Origin of the sequence: Haoranjiania flava (assembly GCF_025631005.1) — a bacterium.
Taxonomy (GTDB): domain Bacteria; phylum Bacteroidota; class Bacteroidia; order Chitinophagales; family Chitinophagaceae; genus Haoranjiania; species Haoranjiania flava.
Genome location: NZ_JAOTPL010000004.1, coordinates 11,898 through 35,188, shown reverse-complemented (window position 1 = coordinate 35,188; position 23,291 = coordinate 11,898). Strand labels below are relative to the sequence as shown.

Below are 23,291 nucleotides of genomic sequence, written 5' to 3'. Positions count from 1 at the left end.
ATGTTATTTACTCTGTCTACATTCAGGCCCCATATACGACTTTTTCATGCCGCCAAAGTCAACCACAACTTTCTGTAACAACACGCCGGGGTGTGCTGCATAAATTTTTACGGTATGTTTCCCCGGTTTATCAATCATGTGCGTGGTTTTATTGATCCTTGTATTGCGCAAAATACTTTGAATCCATAAAGTGCTGTAATACGGCGCTGAGGCTTCGGGTAAATATACCGGGCTGTTGTCTACCATAACACCGTAGCGCGAACCGTGTTCATCATTTAAAGGGAAAACCGGGACCATATACGTGTACACATCAACCGGGCCGCTGTTGAAGGAATAAAAATCATATTCAAGCACAGGAAAATCACTGGATCGCACCGGCGCTACGTAATTAGAAGTTAGCTCAAGCGAGGGGTAAAATTGGTACTTTGCAAAAGGGTCGCCAAGCTGCACCACTTTATCATCGAAACCCAATCCATCCAGGACTTTAAATTTTATATCAGCCGTTTCTTTTTTGCGGTGATAGCGCGTTGCATCAATGGATACTACGCCGTTATCCTCCACATATAAATCTTTTAATTCATTTACTGATGGATTTGCAGGGTTGAAAACCGAGACAAGCACTTTTTCATGCATGTCGTTTGCTGAAAAAATAATTTCGCTTTTGATATTTTCACCGGCCGGAACTTTATTCCAGTCTATGGAAACATATATTCTTTCCTGCGTTGCAGCATTGCCGTTGTGCTTATCTAAGACCAGCCAGGGGTGTGATGTTGTTGCTGCCCAGTTCAAAGATGCATTGCCCTTATTAAAAATATCTATATAGTAGGTTTGGCGCACATATTTATTGAACGCAGGCAATATATGCTGATGGATACGTCCTTTTGTGTTCACTTCACCTTCTGCCGAAATGCCTAATTGCGGTGAAGAGGCAGGAGCAACCGTTGCTAATTCAGGGATGGAGAAACGCCCGCCGCCATTACTCAACGACATCATGTATTTCCACTTGCCGTTTAATAAGGAATTGTATTCATCTGTTATCTTTTGTAAAGTATCTCCGTAAGCAATAACGTTTTTCCGTAACTGGTTTGCTGTTACATTCTTTTTTGAAGCATAATCATTTACTTTTTGGGCGCCCAGCCAAATCTGGTTAAATAATGCAGAACCTTTCACTGGGTAATACAATAGCTGAAAGTAAGAAGGGTATTGCGTTTCGTCCAGCTTATTCATTATAGCTTTTGCTTTATTGGCAATACGGGTGTACTCATTCACACGATTATCAAGTTCGTTATAATTATAAAGAGAAAATGCATCGCTTCTTGTGTTTTTGATATATTCAGGTTTGCGTGCAAAAGCCAATTGGTGATATACCTTTGAAATATCTAAAAAATCATTGCGGTATTGTTGGCCATAAATACCTGAAAGAAAATCCGCATGGTGCTCTACAATATTCTTGTCATTGAATTGATGGATATCATATGCCATTTCCATGAAGAGCGAAATATGATATTCAGCGGGCTTAATATCGCCTACATTCACCACCCAAAGCCTGTCTGCCGTGGTTTCATAGGCTTTTCTTAACTCCTGGTACATTAATTGCGGCGGGGTGGTGCACAGCCATAAATTATCATTAGGCGGGCCCCAGTAAGATATATGATAATAAACGCCTGCACGGCCTTTTCGCTTTTGTTCCTGAGAATTGCTGAGTCGCTTTATATAACCATAATCATCATCTGTCCACACAATGGTTACGTCATCCGGAACTTTAAGGCCGGCGTTATAGACATCCAGTACCTCTTTATAAGGATAAAATATTTGCGGCACTTCTTCCACCGGTTTTTTCAATACATTTTTCAAAATATCGCGTTGATCCTCTAATGCTTTGCCCAATACTTCCACACGCTCCTGCATATTCAAGTCGCCTTCCATTACTGCATCATGAATGCCGCGTAATGCAAGCGTATAAACATTCTCGAACATGCCGTTTTCCTGCACCCGCTGTGTTAAAACCTTATTGATACCTTCTTTATTTTTTACATAATTCCATTCGCCCATTGTTTTTTTATCCCATTCCGAAGCGTTATTGAACAGCAAAGGCTCTGCATGAATAGAACCCATCACAATTCCAAAGCTATCCGCCACCAATTTATTATCAGGATATTTATTAAAAGCACCGGTGATGGAATGCATGGCCGGGCTGAGATAATTTGCTTTCAATCGTAATAGCAACTCACAAATCTTAGCATACGTTTTAGGCCCTATGTCTTTTAACTCTGGCTCAAAATTTTTTGCCGACCAGGGAAACAATCCCCAGTCTTCATCATTAATAAAAATACCACGGTATTTTACGGATGGAGTTTTTGATGAAAATGCTTTAACTTCAAGATTTACGGAAGAATGTTTTTTCACCGGCACATCCGCCCACCAGTACCAGGGATGAACCCCTATTGCCTCGGAAACAGATAAAAGCCCGTAAGCGGCACCGCGCCTGTCGCAGCCGGCAATTACCAATGCTTTATCTACTCCTTTAAATGGTTTTTCAACAAGCGTTATTGCATACTGCTCCCAGCCATTTTTTATTTTACCGACGTCAATTTTCTTCTGATGAACCAGCTGATCGATCAACCTGTTGTGCCCGATCGTTCCAACAACGACCATATTCTTTTGCGGGCGCGCGTTTTCACTCAAAACATCAATTTTTTTGCCTGTTACATTATACACATCCTGTGCAAATAACCATGCTGTTCTTCTTACAAGTTCTGCATCGCGGGAATCATAATATATTGCTGCAACCGATGCGCTTGCCAAGGGAAAAATATTTTTTCCAACGGCGCTGCCGGAAACTAAAACCTGTGCTTCAGCAGTTGCGCTGATAAAAAATAACAATAGGTACAACTTTCTCATACGATCATCACTTTATTTCCCGTGAAGCAAATGGTTTCCTTTAATTTCCAGCGCTTCTGCCAGTGCATCGAGCATGCCGTAGCCAAACCTGTTATCGGGTAAAAGATAGTGCCCTTCCGACCATTCATTAAAACAGGCGATAGTCATAATTTTAGGAACATCGGTATATTTATTCAGATACGCGAAGCCCGCCTGTACAAAGGCTTTGAAGGCAGCAGGGCTTTCATTATCATAAATCACACAGCCGGGCCATTGATCACGATTCGGAACGGAAGGACGTTTACGCGGCATCACATAACGCGGTGTGGAATCCCAGCCGGGTGACAAGGCAGGAATGTAAGGCACTTTAAAATCTTTATGATGTTCCGGCCATAATTTAAAAGCTACATCAGCGGCCGCTACTTCATAATCAGAAATTTCATTTTCTTTGGGTTGAAAACGGCGGGTGGTCCAATCAAGAGGGTTATAGGAACCTGCTGTGTCGTAGCCCACTTCTTTACTGTTGGGTGTATAAAATCCTGACGAATGTATATGAATGCCTTTGTGGCCTAAAGTTTTTGCATAAGCACGCAGGTCGGCAAATAATTTTTTGGTAGCCGGTACGCCGATATTCTTTTCAAGCCGGTTGGGATCCCAAATGCACAGTACCGGTTTGCCGTTAATTTTCCAGTGATTGGGCTGATGAAAGTACCTGGAAATAATATAGGACATGCTGCGCCAGCATTCCTGCAGGTCAACATCGGGAGGCTGATAGCTTGGCGGGTAGTTGGGCTTGCCATCTGTTCGAAGCGTGGGATATAAAATATACCAGGGATGGTTGGTCCACATGCAGCAGAACTTTACATCGTTTGTATTGGAAGCTCTGAGGAATCCATTTTCCAATGCTTCATGCAAAGCAGGCTCACCGTTGTACCAGTACCAATCCCATATGTACGCGTCAATCCCGCTTTGCTTTGCCAGTTTATTATATGTTTCCCAGGTTGAAGGCAGGCTTTCGTCCAGCTCACCCAGTAAGGGTGTACGCGGCTGCTGGTGCCCCTGGAACCACGGGCGAGCGCTCCTGATCAAATTGTATTCCGTCCATCCTTTGCCATACAGCCTGTCATGAATAGCAGATGCATGATAATTAGGAAAAAGATAAGCAGCAACAGTGAGGCCCTGCGGCTTTTGTAACAAAGCTTTGTTGCCGGCCAGTTTCTCCAGGTCGCGGGGCAGGCGCAGAGCTTCATCCGGCATATTTGAAACCACTTTGGGCAACCTGCTTAGCTCAATTTTGTCAGATGCTTTTGCCATCCAACGGATGCCGGAAGTGCCTAGCGCCAATGCTATACCCGTCTTGCTGGTTTGATTTAGAAATTTTCTTCTATGCATTATAAGTAATTTATTCTACAGGAATATTTGTTTCTGAACCGGGATAACCTTTGTTTTGATTGATATGTCCCTGGCTGTTAGAGGTAATAGCCGTTAATGGCACAGGATATAAAACATGATAAGGCTTCATTACAAAAGCATTCGTTGAATAGAAATATTGGGTTGCATAAAAATTATTTTTTTTCATTACCCTGTCATAATACCAGTTTTTTGTACTGAAATTCTCTAAAGTATAGCCATCTCTATTCAATTGTGCCATAATAAAAGCTATTCTTGTAAGTTCCACTTTACGATGCTCTTCAAGAAAAAGTTCACGCGCTCTTTCATCCAAAATGTCTTCCAAAGTAATTGTTGACAATAATTGAGCTTTTGCTCTTGCCCTGACTGTATTAATATCATTTGTAGCATTACTGATTTTGTTGAGCCATAAATATGCCTCAGCTCGCATTAAATATGTTTCTGCCAAACGAAAAACATATTGATCTGTAAATCCGCCGCTAGGTGTTTTTCCTTTATTAATATCGTCTTTATGTATAAGTACTTTTACTGTTGGAAAAGAAAAATAGCAACGCATAGTATCCTGTACATATTGTCGTTGAATAGGCTTACCAAACCATGTAGCACTTCCACCTTTATTATTTGATGCCGGTCTGTTATACCAAAGCCTTGACTTATCGTACCAATTATTTTTATTATATCTGATATCTGTTGCAGCATTTACCCAAACCTCGTACTGATAATAATTGGATGGTCTTATTTTAGCAATTCCTCTTCCTAAACTATCCAATAACTCATAGCCCGGATATGGGGCTGCATCATAAGTAGTTCCTTGCTTCCCATCGGGAGTTTTTACAACGGCGCCATTGCTCCAGTATGGCACAAAATTTCTTTTTCTGGCTGAGCCATTGTCGGATACATTTCCCGGTATTCCAAAACGCTCCTGAACAACAAATATGGCTTCTTTATTTTCTGAAGCACTAATATTTTCTTCTTTAAAGAGATCATTAAATACATCCAGATCAGTTCTGCCGGCGTTTACTCCAAAACGTGTGTCCATAAGCTTGAGACCATAATCGTTTATACATCTTGTTGCAGATTCCACAGCTTTTTGAAACTCTCCTAATGATAAATAAATCTTAGTCAGCAGGTGTTCGCCTGCTGCTCTGTTTACTGCCCCGGGTAACACTGTTTTAGGCAGCCATTGAACAGCAAACTCCATATCTTCTTTCATTCGTGTAAGTACAGTCTTTCTTGCGCTACTAACAAAATCGAGTTTTGGCCCGGTTATTTCTTCTAAGATAAGAGGTACATCTCCCCACTGATGTGTAAGAAGGTAATACCAATAAGCCCTGTGAAAATATCCTTCTCCAAGAATAGCATTTCTATCAGCTTCTGTATCGAATGTTGCATTATCAATTCTACTAATCACTGTATTGGCATATTTTATACCATTCCAACCCAAATCCCAATAAGTTAAATGCAAATTCTGGTTGGTAGTAGGTGTAAGTTGTGTTTCGAGATTATGAATTTCTTTGGCTTCCGGTCCACCCATTACATGCATATCTGAAAATGCATATTCATAAACCAAAGGTGTACGGCAAGTGCCTGCATCAAACGCATCTCCGAACCATTCCCATTTTATTTGCTTGCGAGACGTAACCAATAGTGCTTCTAAACCTGCTTTGTCTACCAATGTGTTCTCAGGTGCAAAAAAAGATAGAGGCTGTGGATTGAGTTTAACACAAGAAGCTTCTAAAAATAAAATCAATATTGAACATGGAATTATTATCTTTTTCATGTGTGTGTATTTTATTTGTTTTAATTTTTCACATCGAATAGCCTTTATTCATCCGAGGTTGGTATGCAACTTTGCTTATTGCTATTTCATGTGTGTATTTTTTATTTTTCTTTATGGTTACATGGAATAACCAGCTCTTTAGATTCAATACTCATTCCCGGTTGGTAAAGATTCCTAATCTTTATGGTTATTTCATGTGTGTATTTTTTTCCTTTGTTATCAGATGGAATTTGCTCAATCATTTTTATTGTATGCGAGCTATTTATGGCCGATTTTCTCTGTATTAATAATTATGAGTGTAGCAAACTACAATGTAATATCAAGTCCTAGTGTAAATATACGTGGTGTTCTGCCCCGGTTTTCAGGATCGAAATAGGTCCAGTTACTGATCACGAAAGCATTGTCCACATTGGCGCTTAGCCGTAAGCTTTGCACAGAAAATCTTTTTAAATAAACAGCAGGAACTCTATATGAAAGTGATGCATTTTGCAGCCTGAGATAATCCCTCCTTTTATAAATATTAATATTAGGATTCGATGTATTTGCACCTAACTTAGCATATTCATTAGATGGTTTTTCGGGCATCCAATACTCTGTATATATTGAGTTGGAACGGTCAAAAAACCTATTGTCCTCATTTCTGGCCATATTGTCTATTGCCAAATAATTAAAGTCCCCTCTTAAAACAAATGAAAAATCAATATTCTCCCACAGAGTAAGATCACTTCTGAAAGAGGCTCTAAACAGGGGGACAGAAGAACCAAGCCATTGCTTATCCAATTGATTAAGAACACTGTCTCCATTTGCATCAAATACTCTTGGATCTCCGGGCGTTTTACCGTATTTTTTGGCAATTGCTTCTTCTCCTAATTGCCAAATACCAATCATTTTATAATCAAAAATGTCATTAATACCATGACCGATGTACCAGCCGTTCTGAACATCATCATCTTCTCTCTGACCAATAACCTTTCCATTCGCATCCAGCACATCAACCATTTCTCCGTACAAATGCCTGATCACATTTTTGTTTGTACTGAATATTAACGAAGTTTTCCAAAAAAACTTGTGAGGGATATTTAAATTAATGCTTGACAAAGTCACCTCTAACCCTTTGTTATCCACCTGGCCTAGATTCGTGATTATACTTCTAAATCCTGTAATAGTTGGCAATGAACGCATCAATATCAAATCGGTGGTTTTGTTATAATAAGCATCAATAATACCACTCAGCCGGTTATTCAATAATGCGAAATCCAGTCCAATGTTGGCAGCTCGTGTACGCTCCCATTTTAAATTGGGGTTTGATAAATTATCTGTCCAGATCCCTTTGACATTCTCTCCACCAATAATATTATCGGTAACATTTAATTTGGATAATGCTGCATATCGTCCAATATCTCTATTACCACTTTCACCCCAGGATAAACGCAGTTTCAAATCATTGAAAGCAGAGTTTTCCATAAATTTTTCCTGAGAAATTCTCCACGCAAAAGCAAATGCCGGATAAACACCGTATGGATTATTTATACCAAATGCAGAAAAACCGTCACGTCTTAGAGATGCAGTAAATAAATATTTGTTCAACAGACTATAATTGATTCTTCCCAAAATAGCATTGCCTGTTTGCATTTGATCATCGGAATTAATAACCGGGTTGATGCCTGCATTAAGGTTATGATAAATTAAATTACTATTAGGAATGAAACCTTCATTAGATCCTGTACTATTCCAAAATTGATATTTTTCTGCTGTAGCAACAAAAGTAGCGTCAAGACTATGTACTTTGCCTATTCTGTAATTCCAGTTTAAAATATTATCTATTATCCACTCATAATCTGAATAATCGTTCCTGCTCGCTTGACCACCTTTTGTAATACCAGGTTTTTCATCGGAATGATAATAATAGTCTTTTCTCCAACCAAATCTGTTATTAAAGTTTGTTTGGAAACTAAAACCATATGGTAGTGTCAACTTTCCAAAAATAGTAGAGTTCAACGTCTGTACTCTGTAAAAATACTTATCAACCGAAGCTGAGAGGAGCGGATTGGCGATTCTTGCATCACCAGTAGGAAATCTTTTTATAGTTCCATCTTCATTATATAAATCACCGAAAGGACTTATTACATCTGCATCTGTGACATTTACTGTAATATCATTATCAGCTCTGTTTGAAAACTGTGTATTTGTGCCAATTTTGAGCCAATCTGTAATATTGGTTTCAAGATTAATTCTACCTCTGAAGGTATTAAAATTATCACCTTTAATAAACCCTTCATTTTTTAAGTATCCAAATGATGTATAATAATTTGTTTTAGGAGATCTCCCCGAAAAAGAAATATTGTTGTCTATACGCAATCCTGTTCTATAAACTTGATCACGCCAGTCAACTGTTTTTCCCGCTTTATAATTTTGTATTTCAACTGGTGCAAATTGTAATCTTGAAAGCCATGTTTCAACATAGTCTCCAGAAAAAACGTTGTCGTATGCAGCCCATTGTTCTCTCGTAATTCCTTGCGGAAGATTGTCCGGATTATCATAATAGCCTTTACCTTTCTGTGTATTTGAAGGTTTGAAATAATCAATTGTTTTCCAATAATCAGCTCTTCTTTGAACATATTGATCAGGTGTAGGAAGATCAGGAATTTTAAGAAGATTTGCAAATCCCACTTTTGAGTTGAATGTAATAATTGGTTTTTCTGTTTTACCTTTCTTTGTCGTAATCATAATTACACCGGCAGAACCCTTAGATCCATAAATAGCTGTAGAGCTTGCATCTTTTAAGACATCAATACTTTCAATGTCATTGGGATTGATATCACTCATACTTCCATAGTAAATATTTCCATCAAGCACAATCAGTGGAGAAGTAGATGCCTGCAATGATGCAGGGCCTCTCACCTGAATAGATCCGCCGCCAGAGGCATTGTTATTTACTCCGATATTTACTCCGGCTATACTGCCTTTGAGAAAGTCTGTTACAGAAGTAGCCACACGCGTTTCCATTACTTCCTGACCAATATGTGCTACAGAGCCTGTAAGATCTTTTTTCCTTACTGTTCCATAACCGATTACTACTACTTCATCTAAATCCTGGGCACCAGCTTCGGATAACTGAATTGTTAGTTCTTTTATGTTGCCCAACACTTCAGAATGTGTATTATATCCCAGCATAGTGAATATGAGGGTTTTTCCTTTTTGTGCACGTATGGAAAATGTTCCGGATGCGCCGGTAATAGCACCCGTACCTGACCCCTGAACCTGAACAGCAACACCTTCCAATGGTTGATTTTGCGCATTAACAACTGTTCCGGTAAAATCCTCTGCAATCTGTGCTGTTGCAGAAACAGAACTCAAAATAAAAACACCAAGAATTCCAAAGTACAAAAGTGTTGGTCTTTTCTTTTTACAGGTTTTCATAAGAATTAATTTTATGATGAAGTATATATATATCATAAACCGACTTTAATATTGTCTAAAGTCATTTATACATTATAAGCGCCCTTCTTATAAACAAGTTCGCAAGCAATCCTTACACCCCGCTAAACGCAGAGAATCCGCCATCTATAGGCAAAATAACGCCGGTGATGAAGCTGGCAGCAGGGGAACATAAAAATTGAACTGCGCCATTGAGCTCTGTAATATTTCCGAATCTTTTCATGGGCGTTTTCGCTAATACCTTTACGCTTCGTTCGGTATAGCTGCCATCATCATTTATCAATACTTTTCTATTCTGATCGCCTATAAAAAATCCAGGAGCTATCGCATTGACCCTGATACCTTCGCCAAACTTTAAAGCCATTTCGGTTGCCATCCACTGCGTAAAAATGTTGATGCCGTTCTTGGCAACAGAATAGCCAGGAACCCTTGTAATAGAGGAGTAAGTAGCCATAGAAGAAATATTGACCATGCAACCTTTTCCCTGCTCTGCCATTACTGCACCAAATGCCAGGCAGGGATACACAGATCCGTTCAAGTTTAAATCAGTAACCTGTTCCCAATCCTCTATTTTCATATCGAAGATTGTTTGCTCTTCTGTTAGTGTAGCACCGGGAATATTACCACCTGCGCAATTCACCAATATATCAATGCGGCCCCATTTTTCTTTGATTTTTTCTGCAACGCTTTTCAGGCTCTCAAGATTAAGCACATTGCCAATCAGCCCCACAACATGCTCGTGAATGGTTTTTAATTCTTCCACTCTTTTATTCAGGTTTTCTTCCCTGATGTCTATGGCTACTACTTTAGCCCCGGCTTCCATAAGACTGCGCGAAATGCTTCCGCCAAGCACGCCGCCGGCACCGGTAACTACTGCTACCTGGCCTGAAATGTCAAAATTATTTTGCATGTATTGTATATTTATAAATTATCTTTCATTGCAGCTTGTATACCATCTATTTCTGCCAAACCTTTCAATCGGCCAATGAGCGGATATCCGGGATTTGCCTGTCTCGAAAAATCATCCAGCATTTTTAAGCCATGATCCGGACGAAAAGGCAACTGATCATCTTTCCTGCCTTCTTTTCTTCTCCTCAATTGTTCCTGTAAAAATATTTTTACTACAGCAGGCATGTTAACCACTCCATCAAGATGCGGCGACTCATAAAAACTTTTATCGTCGATTTTCTTTATATTTCTTAAATGAATAAAATGAATCCTGTCTGCAAATTTCGAGGCTATCTTTTCCAGGTCATTATCTTCCCTTACAGAAAGAGAACCTGTGCAATACGTCAGGCCGTTGGCAAGTGAGGTATTGCGAGAAAATATCCAGTCAAAATCTTCTTCGGTACCTGCAATTCTCGGTAATCCTAAAAGAGGGAATGGCGGATCATCAGGATGGATACAAAGGCGAGCACCATATTCTTCTGCTACCGGTATCACGTCATTCAAAAAAATCATCAGGTTGTTTCTCAGGTCCTCTTTGCTTACGTGATGGTATCTTTTTAAAAACTGAAGGAATATTTCTTTGTAGTTCTCTACATCTCCGACGCCGCTGTTTATAAACTTCTGAGTAACGACAATAATATTGTGGGCCAATTCCCGCTTATCTTCTTCACTCATCATTTTATAGTGAGCATATGCCTGCTTTATTATTTTTTCCGGGTAATCTTTTTCTGCATTGGCACGCTTTAAAATGTACATGTCAAAGGCAGCAAATACTACGTATTCAAACAACATAGATTCGCATCCGTTATCATCTATAAATTGCAAATCAGTTCTTGCCCAATCCAGCACGGGCATAAAGTTGTAGCAAATGATATATATACCGCAGCTGCTTAAATTTTTAAGTGATACTTTATAATTTTCCAGGTGTTGCCTGCCTTGCGGTGTATTGAGTTTTATCTCTTCAGATACAGGCAGGCTTTCTACCACGCTCCATTCCATGCCATGCGCGTTGATCTCATTTTTTAAAGATTGTATTCTTTCTACAGGCCATATTTCCCCGGCAGGAATATCATACAATGAAGTAACAACACCTTGTACACCCATTTGCTTAAGATCACTTAACCTAACCTTATCGCCGTGGCCAAACCAACGCCAGGTTTTTAGAAGAGCCATATTCAATTGTTTTATCAATATCAAAATTACAGAATGAATTTTTCTATAACAGATACGATATTTGCAATTGCATGTATTTTCTTTGCAAATAATAAAAATAGGCTCTTAATCTTCCTTAAGTCCGGTCAAAAACTTTTATAAGAGAACCAAACAGCCATCGGGTGATCGCCGCGATTGTTCCAGGCATAGTAAGGTATTAATGTTAATGCACTGGTTTTACCTTCCACCCCGGCGGGAAGCGTGATGAATGGAATATTCTTCAATTCTCCGTCTTTAAAAAAACCTGTTTGTGCCATATCTGGAAATTGATTAATTATGAATTTTTGAGGTGACGCGGCATTGTCTATCGCTTCTGCGCAATATACCAGCGGGCCTTTCGTTACGGCTATCTTCCCAACATTCGCTTTTACACGGCTATCCGCCTGGTTAAAGCGTACCGGCATCGGCAGTTCCAACTCTATAACATCACCTTTTTTCCATACACGTGGGAGCGTAATAAATCCATTTTCTTTCTTTGTCTCCATTACTCTGCCGTTCACACGAACCGTATATTTTGCATTGGTTTTATTTACATATTGATAAAGCTCTCCCGGCACAAACTGATTTGTAGCCCAGGTTGGTATGCGCATGTTTAATGAAAATTTTTGTGTATGATTTTCCGGATAAACTTTAATAACTATTTTATTTCCGAACGGATATTTCGTTTGTTGTTCTAAAAAAACTTTTCCACTGCCAAGCTGGATAGTCGTAGTATTTCCTGCGTAAAGATTACAATAAAGCGTATTCTGTGAAAATGCATACATCATACCGGAAACCTGTGGAATTAATCTCGATAAATTTGTGGGACAACACGCAGTCTCAAACCACTCAGACCGCCCGCTTAACCCCATATTGAACTTAGTAACGCCATCAGATTCTAAAGGATTTACATAAAAGAATTTATTACCATCCAGGTTTACCCCGGCAAGTACATTGTTGTAAAGCGCCACCTCTGCAACATCTATAAATTTGGCGTTGCCGGTCATTAAAAACATCCTGTAGTTAAACAATACATTCCCAACAGCCGCACAGGTTTCATTATAAGCTTCTTTATTAGGCAATTCATATTCAGCACCAAAGCCTTCAATGCCATGTACCGCTCCCAACCCACCGGTAATGTGCATGCGTGTATCTGTAATATTTTTCCAGATATTATTTAATGCTATAAGGTAAGATCCGTTGCTGGCAGCAGCGCTTACATCTGCCATGCCTGCATACAGATAAGCAGCCCTAACAGCATGGCCTGTGGGCTTGCGCTGATCTCTAACAGGAGCATGCTGTTGCGCATACGCTGCACTCATAACACCTGTACCTTGTGGTTTATAAGTAACACCGCGTATATCCAGGAACTTTTTTGCCATTTGCAGGTAAAGAGTGTTATTAGTAGCATGATATAATTTTACAAGCGCTAATTCAATTTCTTCATGGCCCGGAGCCTGCATGACAGGTTTGCCGTTGTTGTAATTTTTATCGCCAATAAAAAAAACTTTATTGATGTGCTGTGCATTTTTCTCCGCCACGTCCAGCCATTTTCTTTTGCCTGTGGCATTGTAGTAGGCAATAGCCGCCTCGTACATGTGACCCATGTTATACAACTCGTGGCTGTGCAGCACCCAGGAATAGGGCTTATCTCCCATACCTGCACCGCCCCAATGCTCATGCTTTGACGATGAACCCGTAATGTGGGCATCGTACATATAACCATCCGGCGCCTGAGACAATGCGATAATAGTAATAAGCTCATCCATTTTTTTCTCCAGAGAGCTATCGCGCCTGTTCATCAATAGATAAGATGCGCCTTCCATTACTTTATAAAAGTCTGAAACCACGTACCTGTGTGGAAAAGGCAAATCATCTTTTATTCCTCTTAAAAAGTTCCCGGTCTTGATTAAGTTCTCAACTGCAGGCCTGGTTTTTTCAAAGGCATGTGGCAACAATACTTTTTGCTGAATATCCATTCTAGGTTTCCAGAAATTATCATGGATAATAACTTCATTAAATTCTATGGGCTTTATCTTTTGGGCGTTTGCTTCCTGCTGAGAACAAATGATAAGTAATAAAATAATTTTTTTTACTGATTTCATGGGTGGGTTTTTTATTTTTTCTTTATGATCACCATGGAATAACCAAAACCTTAATTCTTTATTATCATCCTTAGTTGGTAAAAATGCGTCATCTTTATGGCTCCTTCATGTGTATATTTTTATTTGTTTTTCAATTGCCACATGGAAAAACCATCCTTTTAGATTCAATACTCATTCCCGATTGGTAAAGATTGTTTAATCTTTCTGGCTATTTCATAGTTAATGATCATGCATAGAGTTATACATTCATTTAAATAAACTTCAAAAAAAATGCTACTTTATTGTTCATAAAAATCAAATAAATATTGATCTTTAAATTCAATTTCAAAAGCTTCTAAAAATGCCATATACTCTTCTTTGAAACTTTTCCTTTGGTGGTGCTCTTCCTGGTTTAATACATATTTTACTACAGCATCTTTTTGACTCTTGCTATATGAAAATGCGCCATAGCCCTCCTGCCAGAAAAAAGTTCCTGAAGACAATTTTTTTTCATTTATAAATTTTGTAGATTCTGTTTTGACGACCTTTACTAATTCAGGTAAAGAAATGCGCAGATTTTTATAGCTGAAAAATATATGAATATGATCAGGATTGGCGTAAATAGCCAAAACTTTTTGCTCCTTATTATTAAAAATACCGCAAATGTATTTTTCAATTTCTTCACGGTTAAAAGAGGGTATTTTTATTTGTCTCCCTTTTACTGCAAAAACCAGTTGAATATATATTTGTGTATATGTATTTGGCATTAGCGTGGTATTATTTATCGTTTATAGATGATTATACCGCTCCTGTGGAGCGGGTCTATTTTACAACATTTTTCTACGCAGATTATGCTCCTGCGGAGCAAACAACTTCTATACAATAATTCCGGAGCAATCAAACCGTGTAGCTCCTACAGAGCGGATTATTATTAATCGTTTTTCTATACAGATATGTTCCTACCGAGCAGAAATATAGTTCATAATTTCTTCAATTTTTCTATACAATAATGATTATACGGCCACATCCTTTCATTTAAGATTCCGGAGAAATCTAATCTGTGTAGAATTTCCAATCATTGTTGGCGCGCTCCGCAGGAGCGCTATCTCAATGTATTTACAAAATTCTTAAAAGCCTTACCATTAATCAATTGCATGATCTGCTTCTGCGTCTATTCCTGTCCATATTTTTTTGGCTGTCCAATCGAGGTCATTTCCTTTCCACAACGGATCATCAGGCGGAAGCCCTAAAAATAAAAAAGCCTGGGCACACAAATAAAGACTTCCGGTAGAAATATAATTTTCGCCAAGCCCGGGCTGATAGCCGTAAAACCCAGGCTGCAGCCATCCGTTCTTATCAAATGTGCCTTCGGCTTCAACTTGTTTTTTTATTACAGTGAATAATGCAGCCCGCACCTGCTGTGGCTTTAATTCTTGCGGCAACATGTGCATCAATGCCATTTTAGACAAATGCTGAAACGCGCCAAACCTGTATGCAAGGGAGCGTCCGATTGGCGGATATGTTCCTTCCGGAGAAATAAGTCTTTCCTGAATAGCAGCATATCTTTTTGCACACTTTAAAAACAGAGCATAAAGCTGGTCTGTTTTAGCGGAACCTTTTTTCTCTTTTAATGTAGCTGTAACTTCCAACAGCATGGGCTGTATAACAAAGCTGTTGTAATAATCCCAATGAAAGTTAGCTCCATCCCCATAAACACCGTCGCCTTTGTACCAAAGCTGGTGCATGTTAAGCGCATATTCTATCCGGGTCCTGTCATAATCGCCATCGAACTTCAGCAATGCTGCTTCCACCATGGCCGTGAATAGCAGCCAGTTGCTTTGGCTTGGTGTGATAACTCGTGTTGAACGCAACGCACGAATAATATTTTTTTTAGTTAGGCTGTCAAGTGGCTCCCACAACTGCGTAGGCGCTCTCAGCAATGCCTGGGCAAGAAAGGCGGCATCAACCAGCGGCTGCCCTCCCTTGTTGAAATTCATGAAATCAGGAGAGAGTGAATCGGTAGCATTTTTTAAAGCTGCTCGTGCCATTTGAATATATTTTGTACGCAATTTTCCTTCAGGCGTGTTACCAGCACCAAGCTCCATCCACGGCGCCATACCTGACAGCAACCGGCCGAATGCTTCGAGATAGGTATAATTGTGCCGGTCATTTCTTTTACCATTCACCGGTATATTCTTTTTCAACTGGTTATTTGCAAGATTTTGTAAAACGGGATCTGCAATCTTCACCAGTGTGTTTACAAGATATTCCCGCTGTAATTGTGCATTGTTAGAATAAACCGATGGTTGCTGCGCATAGCTGTAAAAGCATAGAAAAATAAGGAAGTTGCTGAAAAATAAAAACCTCTTCATATTGAAGTTATTTAAGATGATTTCGGAAATTCACAAATTTGTTATACGATTGGAATTTTTTTTAAATCCAAATATACATTGCATCATGTGCACCAGTAATATTTCAATCAAAAAACTACTGAAGAAATGTGTGCAGAAAACCAACAAAATAATATTTAAATTCAAGAGCATCTTTCTTTTGTAGGTCAATTTTTTGCTGCACCTCCTTATAACGTTGTTCATCGACCTGATCTTTTAAACTGTGCCACGTAAATTTCAACCGGTCAATACTGTTGATGCTTTGCTGAAACCCCTGGAGCAAATTTTCCAGAAGCGTTTTTCCGTTCTGCAGCCTGTAATTCCAATCCACAAAATGAAAAAATAAAAGATATTTTTCAGGACAGGTTTGTATATTATTGAACAGGCGTTCATTAACAGCATCATACTGGCTGGCGTAACCGGAGCCCGAAGCGGTTCGGTCGTAGCCAATACCCTTTGCATTGATTTTCCAGTACATATTAGTCCTTTGTTTCAATGCAGGATAATAATGCATACCCGGATCTGTGGTGACAGGCAGACCAATAGGCGTTTGAAGATCAGCAAAATGCATCCAGGAGGAATTCATTATATTCAGTAGTTTCTTATTGCCTGATGGATCCAGTGAAAAGGTCATCTTCAGCCAATCGTTGGTGATGCTGTCTATAAGTAAATCAGGATTCCACGCAATCCTGCCGTAAGCATACCAGTTGGCTTGTGCAAAGTGGTGGCCTGTCCAGTTTTCATCGTCTCCAATATTGGCGACGCCAGCAATGCCTGTAATTCTTACTGTTTTCTTTTTGCTGATGATATGGGCTATTTTTTGCTGATGATTTTCAAAGTTCAGGAAGTCTTTCCACATAGGTGCCAGATAGACAAGATAGGTAGAATGACCCAGATATTCCTGGGTGATCTGTAGCTCAGCAAAAAGATTGGTTTTTTCTAAAGCGCCGAAGAGGGGATGCGGCGGCTCGAGCGGCTGGAAATCAAGCGGGCCATTCTTTACCTGAAGGATGACATTCTGATCAAACTGACCATCCAGCGGTTGAAACTCTGCATACGATTGTTTGACACGATCGGGCTCCTTATTGTTGTGGGCATAGACAAACGCTCGCCAGATCAGGATACCGTTGTGTGGTTGCAGGATCCTTGCCAGCATGTTAGCGCCTTCCACATGGCTTCTTCCATAATCCTGCGGGCCAGGCATTCCTTCCGAATTGGCTTTTACCAGAAAACCTCCGAAATCTGGTATAAGCCGGTAGATCTCATCAACCTTTTGCTTCCACCACTGTTGCACTTGTTCATTGAGGGGATCGGCAGTAGCCAAATTACCAATACCACCTTGCTTCTTGATCACATCGGGTGTGGAAGAAGGCGGTAAAGGACTGGCATAATTGGCTGATAAAAATATCCGGATGTTGTAGGGCCGGAGAACATCAGCAACTCTGGCTATTTTCTGTAAATAATCATTCCGCAGAATGCGCGGATCTGCATTTACATTGTTCAACACCACTGCATTAATGCCAATAGATGCATTAGCGCGGGCGTAATCTTTTATCCGCTGCAGATTGTCTTTAGTTAAGTCGTTCCATGTGAAAATAGATGCCCCGCTGTAACCTCTTTCTACGCTGCCGTCCAGGTTATCCCAATGATTCAACATACGAAAAATGATCTGAGGTTTTTCAGTAATATGGATATTGTGCAGGGGTTGCTGTGTCTGTATCAGTCGCAGCAGGTGAAAAGTGCCGTAGACAAGCCCTGCGTCGCCGGCTGATTTGATAAAAATGATCTTATTGTTTTTCTGCTGTATTGTTTTTATTGTATACCCTTCCTTTCCCAGATTTTTCAGGTGTTCACTGCCCGGCTGTTTTACAATCCGTAGATAGCTTCTATCTTTTTTAGACTGATGAATGGCAGGGGTTATTCCAAGCATCCCTGAAAGACCTTTCTTAAGTTCTTCAGCTATTACTCCGGCAGTTGATACATGTGAGCTGATGAAAATGTTTGATAATGTCTCTTCGTGTTCCTGAATTTTTTTACCCGCAACAGGCGCATATCGGAGCCACAACTTGTAGCCATTTTCATTGGTTGGAGTCTTCTGTCTGGCTATTGTGCCGGCTCCCATAAACAGCATGGCTGTGAGAAACAAAATCTGCCTGAGGTTTTTTATTATCATACATTGAAACATAAAACACTTCCTGTTATAATTTTTACCTATGACTTTATCAATAAGCTCCTGAGGGCTTTGCCACAGGAACACCAACGGCTACCGGCGTACCAAATACAGGTGCCCCGGTGGAACTCCACGTGAATTTCTGCATCCTGATATTCCGGTAGTTGGTGTCGCCACCGCCGGGATCCGTACGCGCATGATAAATAATCCAGTCTTCTGTGCCATCAGGAGATTTGAAGAAGCCATTGTGGCCAGGCCCATACGCCTTACTGGCAGCGTTCATAGCAAACACAGGCGTAGGTGTTTTAGTCCAATCAGAGGCTTTCATCGGATCACCATTATCTTTCAGGGTGAGCAAGCCAAGGCAATAGTTGTCAGTCCAGAAGCCGCTGGCGGAATAAACAATAAACAGCTTTCCATATGGGTTAAATAATGGCTGGGGGCCTTCATTGATAGCTGATCCGTTTTTCTCCCAGCTTAAAGTGGGTGAAGAAATGGCTACTCTATTGCCTGAAATTGTCCACGGATTGCTCATCTTAGCAATGTAAATGTATTGGGGTGCCGCACCTGCAATGCCGCCTGACCAAACAGTGTACATTTGGTTTTTATAAGTGAATATGGAACCGTCAATCGCCCATTCATTGGTTGGATCGGTTAGTTGCCCTTTAAAAACCCAATTGTTGCTAAGCGGATCGCCGGAAGCATTTTCTATCACATACATCCGATGGTTGGCATTGTTGCCGTCATCTGCGGCGAAATAGATGTACCATTTTCCATTGATTTCATGCAATTCGGGTGCCCAGATGTTGGAAGAATACGCCGTGCCGGAAGGTGGTGTCCACACCCTTATTGGTTCGGCATTACCCAGCCCGAATACTTTTTTAGAAGCACGAATCAAAATACTGAGACCGCCAGTGTAGGTCATGTAATACATGCTGTCTTTCTGTGCAATCCACGGATCGGCGCCTCTAAAAATCGGATTGGTAAATGTGGTTGACGCCGGCGGCAAAGTGGTATAAGGAGCATACAGAGTATCAATTACATTTTTTAACCAATAGGCTGTACGGTATTTAACAGATCCTCCGGATATTTTGGATATGTTTGGTACAACAGTCAGAGAATCATTATTGTTAATCAGTAACCGCTGTTCTTTTCCTTCTGTGTCATTATAAATTACTTCTGCAAAAATGGCATCAGTGATTTTTTCCTTTGACCAGGTAAGTTCTACTGTATTTTTCTTAGAATAATACAATGTGTCGCTAAGTGGCTTATTTCGTAGTTTTGAGTAATAATCACCAAAAACATACCCGGATACTACCGTTTTGCCTGAGCTGACCTGGTTGGCATCGTAAGTAAAAATATCAAATTTATGATCTCCTTCTTCCAGGTTGTTGATGATGATCTTAACAGAATCCATTGAGGCAGTTACCGGGTAAGTCAAGGAGTCCTGATAATTGTTCCAATACACTTTAGCAGTTTTTACATTGGGATCTTTATTGGGCCAAAGAATTTGGGCACGGTAGCGGCCGGAGTAGAGATGTGCGCCGTCTGCCCGGGTTACGTATGGACCTTTTTTTGCGTCGTCAACGTTTATTACTGCATTCTTTCTACAATTCCCACTAAAGGTAATGGAGAGTATAATCAGAAAAAAATTAGTGATATTGAACCATGATTTTTTCATGTGTATATAATTTATTTTTTCTTTATGGTCACATGGAATAGCCTTTATTCATTCGCGGTTGGTATGCAACTTTGCTTATGGCTATTTCATGTGTATAATTTTTAGTGCGCCGATTTGCGGCTGTTTTTAATCGTGACATGGAATAGCCTTTATTCATCAACAGTTGGTATGCAACTTGGCTTATGGCTATTTCATGTGTGTATATTTTATTTTTCTTTATGGTCACATGGAATAGCCTTTATTCATTCGCGGTTGGTATGCAACTTTGGTTATGGCTATTTCATGTGTATATATTTATTTGTTTTTCAGTTGCCACATGGAATAACCATTTTTTTTAGATTCAATATTCATTCACGGTTGGTATAGATTCCTAATCTTTATGGTTATTTCATATGTATATTTTATTTTTCTTTATGGTCACATGGAATAGCCTTTATTCATTCGCGGTTGGTATGCAAATTTGTTTATGGCTATTTCCATGTGTATATTTTATTTGTTTTTTGGTTGTTATTTGATGTAGTAGATTTAGAAATCAAACAACTTAACTTAACGTGTAAACATTCCTATTTCAGCAAGAGCAATATTACTTCCACTAAAGGCATCTTTGCCTATCATTCTGAAGTAGCGAGCTTTCACGGGTGCGCTTAGATTGATGAATTGTTTGTCTCCTGTATTTTCAAGGACATAGGTTAAATGTTTTACCCACTCGTTTCCATCTTCGCTGGTGTAAAGTTCAATGGTTCTTGGCCTTGCAGACGCATCGCCTACCCTGGTGATTATAGCGAATCCTTCTAGTTCCTCTTTAACAACTCCCATATCTACAGTTATGGTGTGTGGATATACGTAGGCCGGATCTTTCGTCTGGTTTACCCAAATAGTAGACGGTTTGTCATCAATAGCATTGGATGGCGGCCTGTTACCTGCGATATCATAGCTGGAAGCAGTAGCCGTCCATCCCTGCTTGCTTAACTCAATTGGAGCTCCTTTAATTCTTCGGCTTTCAAATGGGGTATAAAATGTATCAATTGCCAGCCGGTCCGGAAGGTAGAGGGTTCGGTATTGTAAAGTGCCTCCGGTAAAATTCATTAAAAAAGATACTGTCTCCTGCCTTGTTATATGAATAGTATGTTCTACATTTCTTGCATCTTTGTAAATGAGTTCAGTTCTAACTATTGAAGTATCGGGTGCGCTACCCCATTTCACCTGCAGGGTATCTGTTAAAAATACGGTGCTTTCAATCGGCCGGGGGAGCAGCGATGCCTGATACTTATCTCCATATACCTTTCCCACCTTTTCTACTTTCAAAGAGCGATTTCCAACATTATCATAAGTGATAATCTCAAAAACATATTTTCCTTCTGCCATATCATTAAAGGGAACAGAAATGAATTTTTCTTCCGGATTAATCTGGATTTCTACGGAATCAGCCCTGTTATTCCAATAAATCACAGCACGGTTCACTTTTGGATCAGCTGATGCCCTCCAGGTTAGCATCATCCTGTTTCTGCCTGAAAGCACCTGTACAGAGTCGGCCTTGCCTGCGTATTTCAGCTGGCCACTTTCGATGAATTGACGGTATGTAGCGTCCATCTTTGAGCAGGCAATTGCCAGCATTGCTACCAGCGTCAGCAGACCAATTTTTTTAAATATTTTTTTCATTGTAATTTTTTTTCCTTTCTATTAAGAAAGACTGGTTACTAATTATTTTAAAGTTACATTAAGAACAAAGTCCTGGTTTTTACTACCTGCAATCAGAGCATCATCCATAGGCATCAATCTGTATTCCTTTTTCCCATTGTATTCTATTTGCACAACATAATTATACACATTGTTAGCAGGATTTCCATCAATGGCATAGGGGTTATCCGGAAATGTATATGTGCCTGTTGAACCGGTAGTGCCCCTGTACTTGATTACATCGGTTTCTCTTACCGCATTACTGTTTCCAAAAACAGGATAGAAACTGAGTTTAGCATCTTTTGCTACAGCACCGTTCTTTTGCTTGATGGTAATCTTAAATACTGCAGGAAAATAATCCCAGTATTTTTTAGCTACTTTACTTCCGGCAGATGCATTGATGATGAATCTTGAAAACTCAGACCATACGGTTTCGCCGTAGGGATAGTTCATAATGCATGTCTTTGACTCAAAAGCCTCTCCACTGATGGGGTTATTAGATGCTTTGGGCACTTCACCGAGGTAGAGGTCGTACATTCCTCTGGCGTGGCCAAACTCATGCGCCAGGGCGTCAATCGCACTGGCACCAAACAAGCCTTTATAATCGTGCCCTAGCGTCAGGTATGGCGATCTTCGCCAACCCCAGGAGTCATCGTCCGGTGCCGCATTGTCGTTCACTACCAGCATCAGGTCTAAGGTGTTATCGTTCAGCCACTGTTTGGTGGTAAACTGGCTCGATCTTCCTTCAAAGGGGTTCATTTCGATCATATAGAAATGAATTTCGTTGTTACCCGCATCATTTAACCCTTGCACCTGAAACTTCTTACTCGCTTTTACCATTGCCTCATCCATTTTTTGCGCAAACGCTACTGAGCCGCCGTAATCTGCGATTGTTTTTGCTTCTGCCATCACCCTGCATCTGAATTTCCAACCAGGCAGGCTATCAAATACAGCTTTCCGGTTGATGTAAGGTAAGCTGGTAAATTTTGTATACAGCGTATCAATCACAAATTGATTTGGAGCATACACAGTCCGGTACTTGATGAAACCCCTCTTGTCTGAAGATACTCCGTGGATAATATTGGTTGGTGCATTATCTACCAGTACGGTTCGCTCTATCCCATTTACATCTTTATAAACCACTTCAGATCCTATGATGGCCTTATCATCCAGATTATTCCAACTGAATTTCAGGGTATTATCCAGGTAGGATAAATGGTATAGCGAGCGGTTAACCAATTTAGAGGCATAACTATCGCCATAGATGAAACCTGATACCAAAGTTTTTCCTGAATTTAGGTTGTCTTTATTGTAAGTAAAGATTTCGAATAAATGATCTCCTTCCTGAAGGTTGTTGACCATTAATTTTACCGAATCCATTTCAGGGGTCAAAGCCAGCACAAGTGAATCTGCATGTTTATTCCAGAAGACCTTTGTCAATACCACTTCTTTGTTGTTGTGTGGCCAGGAGATCAGCGCCCTGTTTCTGCCTGCGTACAATTTGGCATGATCTGCTCTTGTTACATGAGGCTTGTTATTCCCTTCATCGACCAGTTCCAGGTCCTTTTTATCACACGATCCAACAACCAGCGACAACAGCAAAAGAAAAAAAAGGAATCCGCCTGATAGATTGTTCATCATA

Annotated in this window: 13 protein-coding genes; all 13 read right to left on the bottom strand. The window is 40.0% G+C overall.

Translation table 11 applies throughout. The features are described 5' to 3' along the window. Window positions 1-3: 3 nt before the first annotated feature. Complete coding sequence (locus OD355_RS03975; RefSeq protein WP_263037160.1) at window positions 4-2,901, bottom strand: glycosyl hydrolase 115 family protein; 2,898 nt, start codon at window positions 2,899-2,901, stop codon at window positions 4-6. Window positions 2,902-2,913: 12 nt separating this feature from the next. Next, window positions 2,914-4,272: a glycosyltransferase WbsX family protein gene (locus OD355_RS03970; protein WP_263037159.1), complete on the bottom strand. Its 1,359-nt coding sequence runs from the start codon at window positions 4,270-4,272 to the stop codon at window positions 2,914-2,916. A 10-nt stretch (window positions 4,273-4,282) separates the two neighbouring features. Continuing rightward, complete coding sequence (locus tag OD355_RS03965) at window positions 4,283-6,070, bottom strand: RagB/SusD family nutrient uptake outer membrane protein (RefSeq protein WP_263037158.1); 1,788 nt, start codon at window positions 6,068-6,070, stop codon at window positions 4,283-4,285. 306 nt (window positions 6,071-6,376) lie between these two features. Further along, entirely contained in the window at window positions 6,377-9,490 is a 3,114-nt protein-coding gene (locus tag OD355_RS03960) for a SusC/RagA family TonB-linked outer membrane protein (protein ID WP_263037157.1), read from the bottom strand. A 112-nt stretch (window positions 9,491-9,602) separates the two neighbouring features. Beyond that, window positions 9,603-10,418: an SDR family oxidoreductase gene (locus tag OD355_RS03955; RefSeq protein ID WP_263037156.1), complete on the bottom strand. Its 816-nt coding sequence runs from the start codon at window positions 10,416-10,418 to the stop codon at window positions 9,603-9,605. Window positions 10,419-10,429: 11 nt separating this feature from the next. Further along, on the bottom strand, window positions 10,430-11,629 hold the full coding sequence (uxuA, locus tag OD355_RS03950) for a mannonate dehydratase (RefSeq protein WP_263037155.1): 1,200 nt from the start codon (window positions 11,627-11,629) through the stop codon (window positions 10,430-10,432). Window positions 11,630-11,754: 125 nt separating this feature from the next. Then, complete coding sequence (locus tag OD355_RS03945; protein WP_263037154.1) at window positions 11,755-13,752, bottom strand: glycoside hydrolase family 127 protein; 1,998 nt, start codon at window positions 13,750-13,752, stop codon at window positions 11,755-11,757. Window positions 13,753-14,030: 278 nt separating this feature from the next. Then, a complete protein-coding gene (locus OD355_RS03940; protein ID WP_263037153.1) occupies window positions 14,031-14,498 on the bottom strand; it encodes a transposase in 468 nt (155 codons plus the stop codon). A 375-nt stretch (window positions 14,499-14,873) separates the two neighbouring features. Next, window positions 14,874-16,103: a DUF2264 domain-containing protein gene (locus OD355_RS03935; protein ID WP_263037152.1), complete on the bottom strand. Its 1,230-nt coding sequence runs from the start codon at window positions 16,101-16,103 to the stop codon at window positions 14,874-14,876. Between the two features lie 115 nt (window positions 16,104-16,218). Then, a complete protein-coding gene (locus OD355_RS03930) occupies window positions 16,219-18,294 on the bottom strand; it encodes an alpha-glucuronidase family glycosyl hydrolase (RefSeq protein ID WP_263037151.1) in 2,076 nt (691 codons plus the stop codon). Between the two features lie 49 nt (window positions 18,295-18,343). Beyond that, window positions 18,344-19,972 carry a family 43 glycosylhydrolase gene (locus tag OD355_RS03925; protein ID WP_263037150.1) on the bottom strand — a complete coding sequence of 543 codons (1,629 nt, stop codon included), beginning with the start codon at window positions 19,970-19,972 and terminating at the stop codon, window positions 18,344-18,346. A gap of 546 nt (window positions 19,973-20,518) precedes the next feature. Beyond that, complete coding sequence (locus OD355_RS03920; RefSeq protein ID WP_263037149.1) at window positions 20,519-21,631, bottom strand: DUF4998 domain-containing protein; 1,113 nt, start codon at window positions 21,629-21,631, stop codon at window positions 20,519-20,521. 42 nt (window positions 21,632-21,673) lie between these two features. Further along, window positions 21,674-23,290 carry a DUF4998 domain-containing protein gene (locus OD355_RS03915; RefSeq protein WP_263037148.1) on the bottom strand — a complete coding sequence of 539 codons (1,617 nt, stop codon included), beginning with the start codon at window positions 23,288-23,290 and terminating at the stop codon, window positions 21,674-21,676. Window position 23,291: the final 1 nt, after the last annotated feature.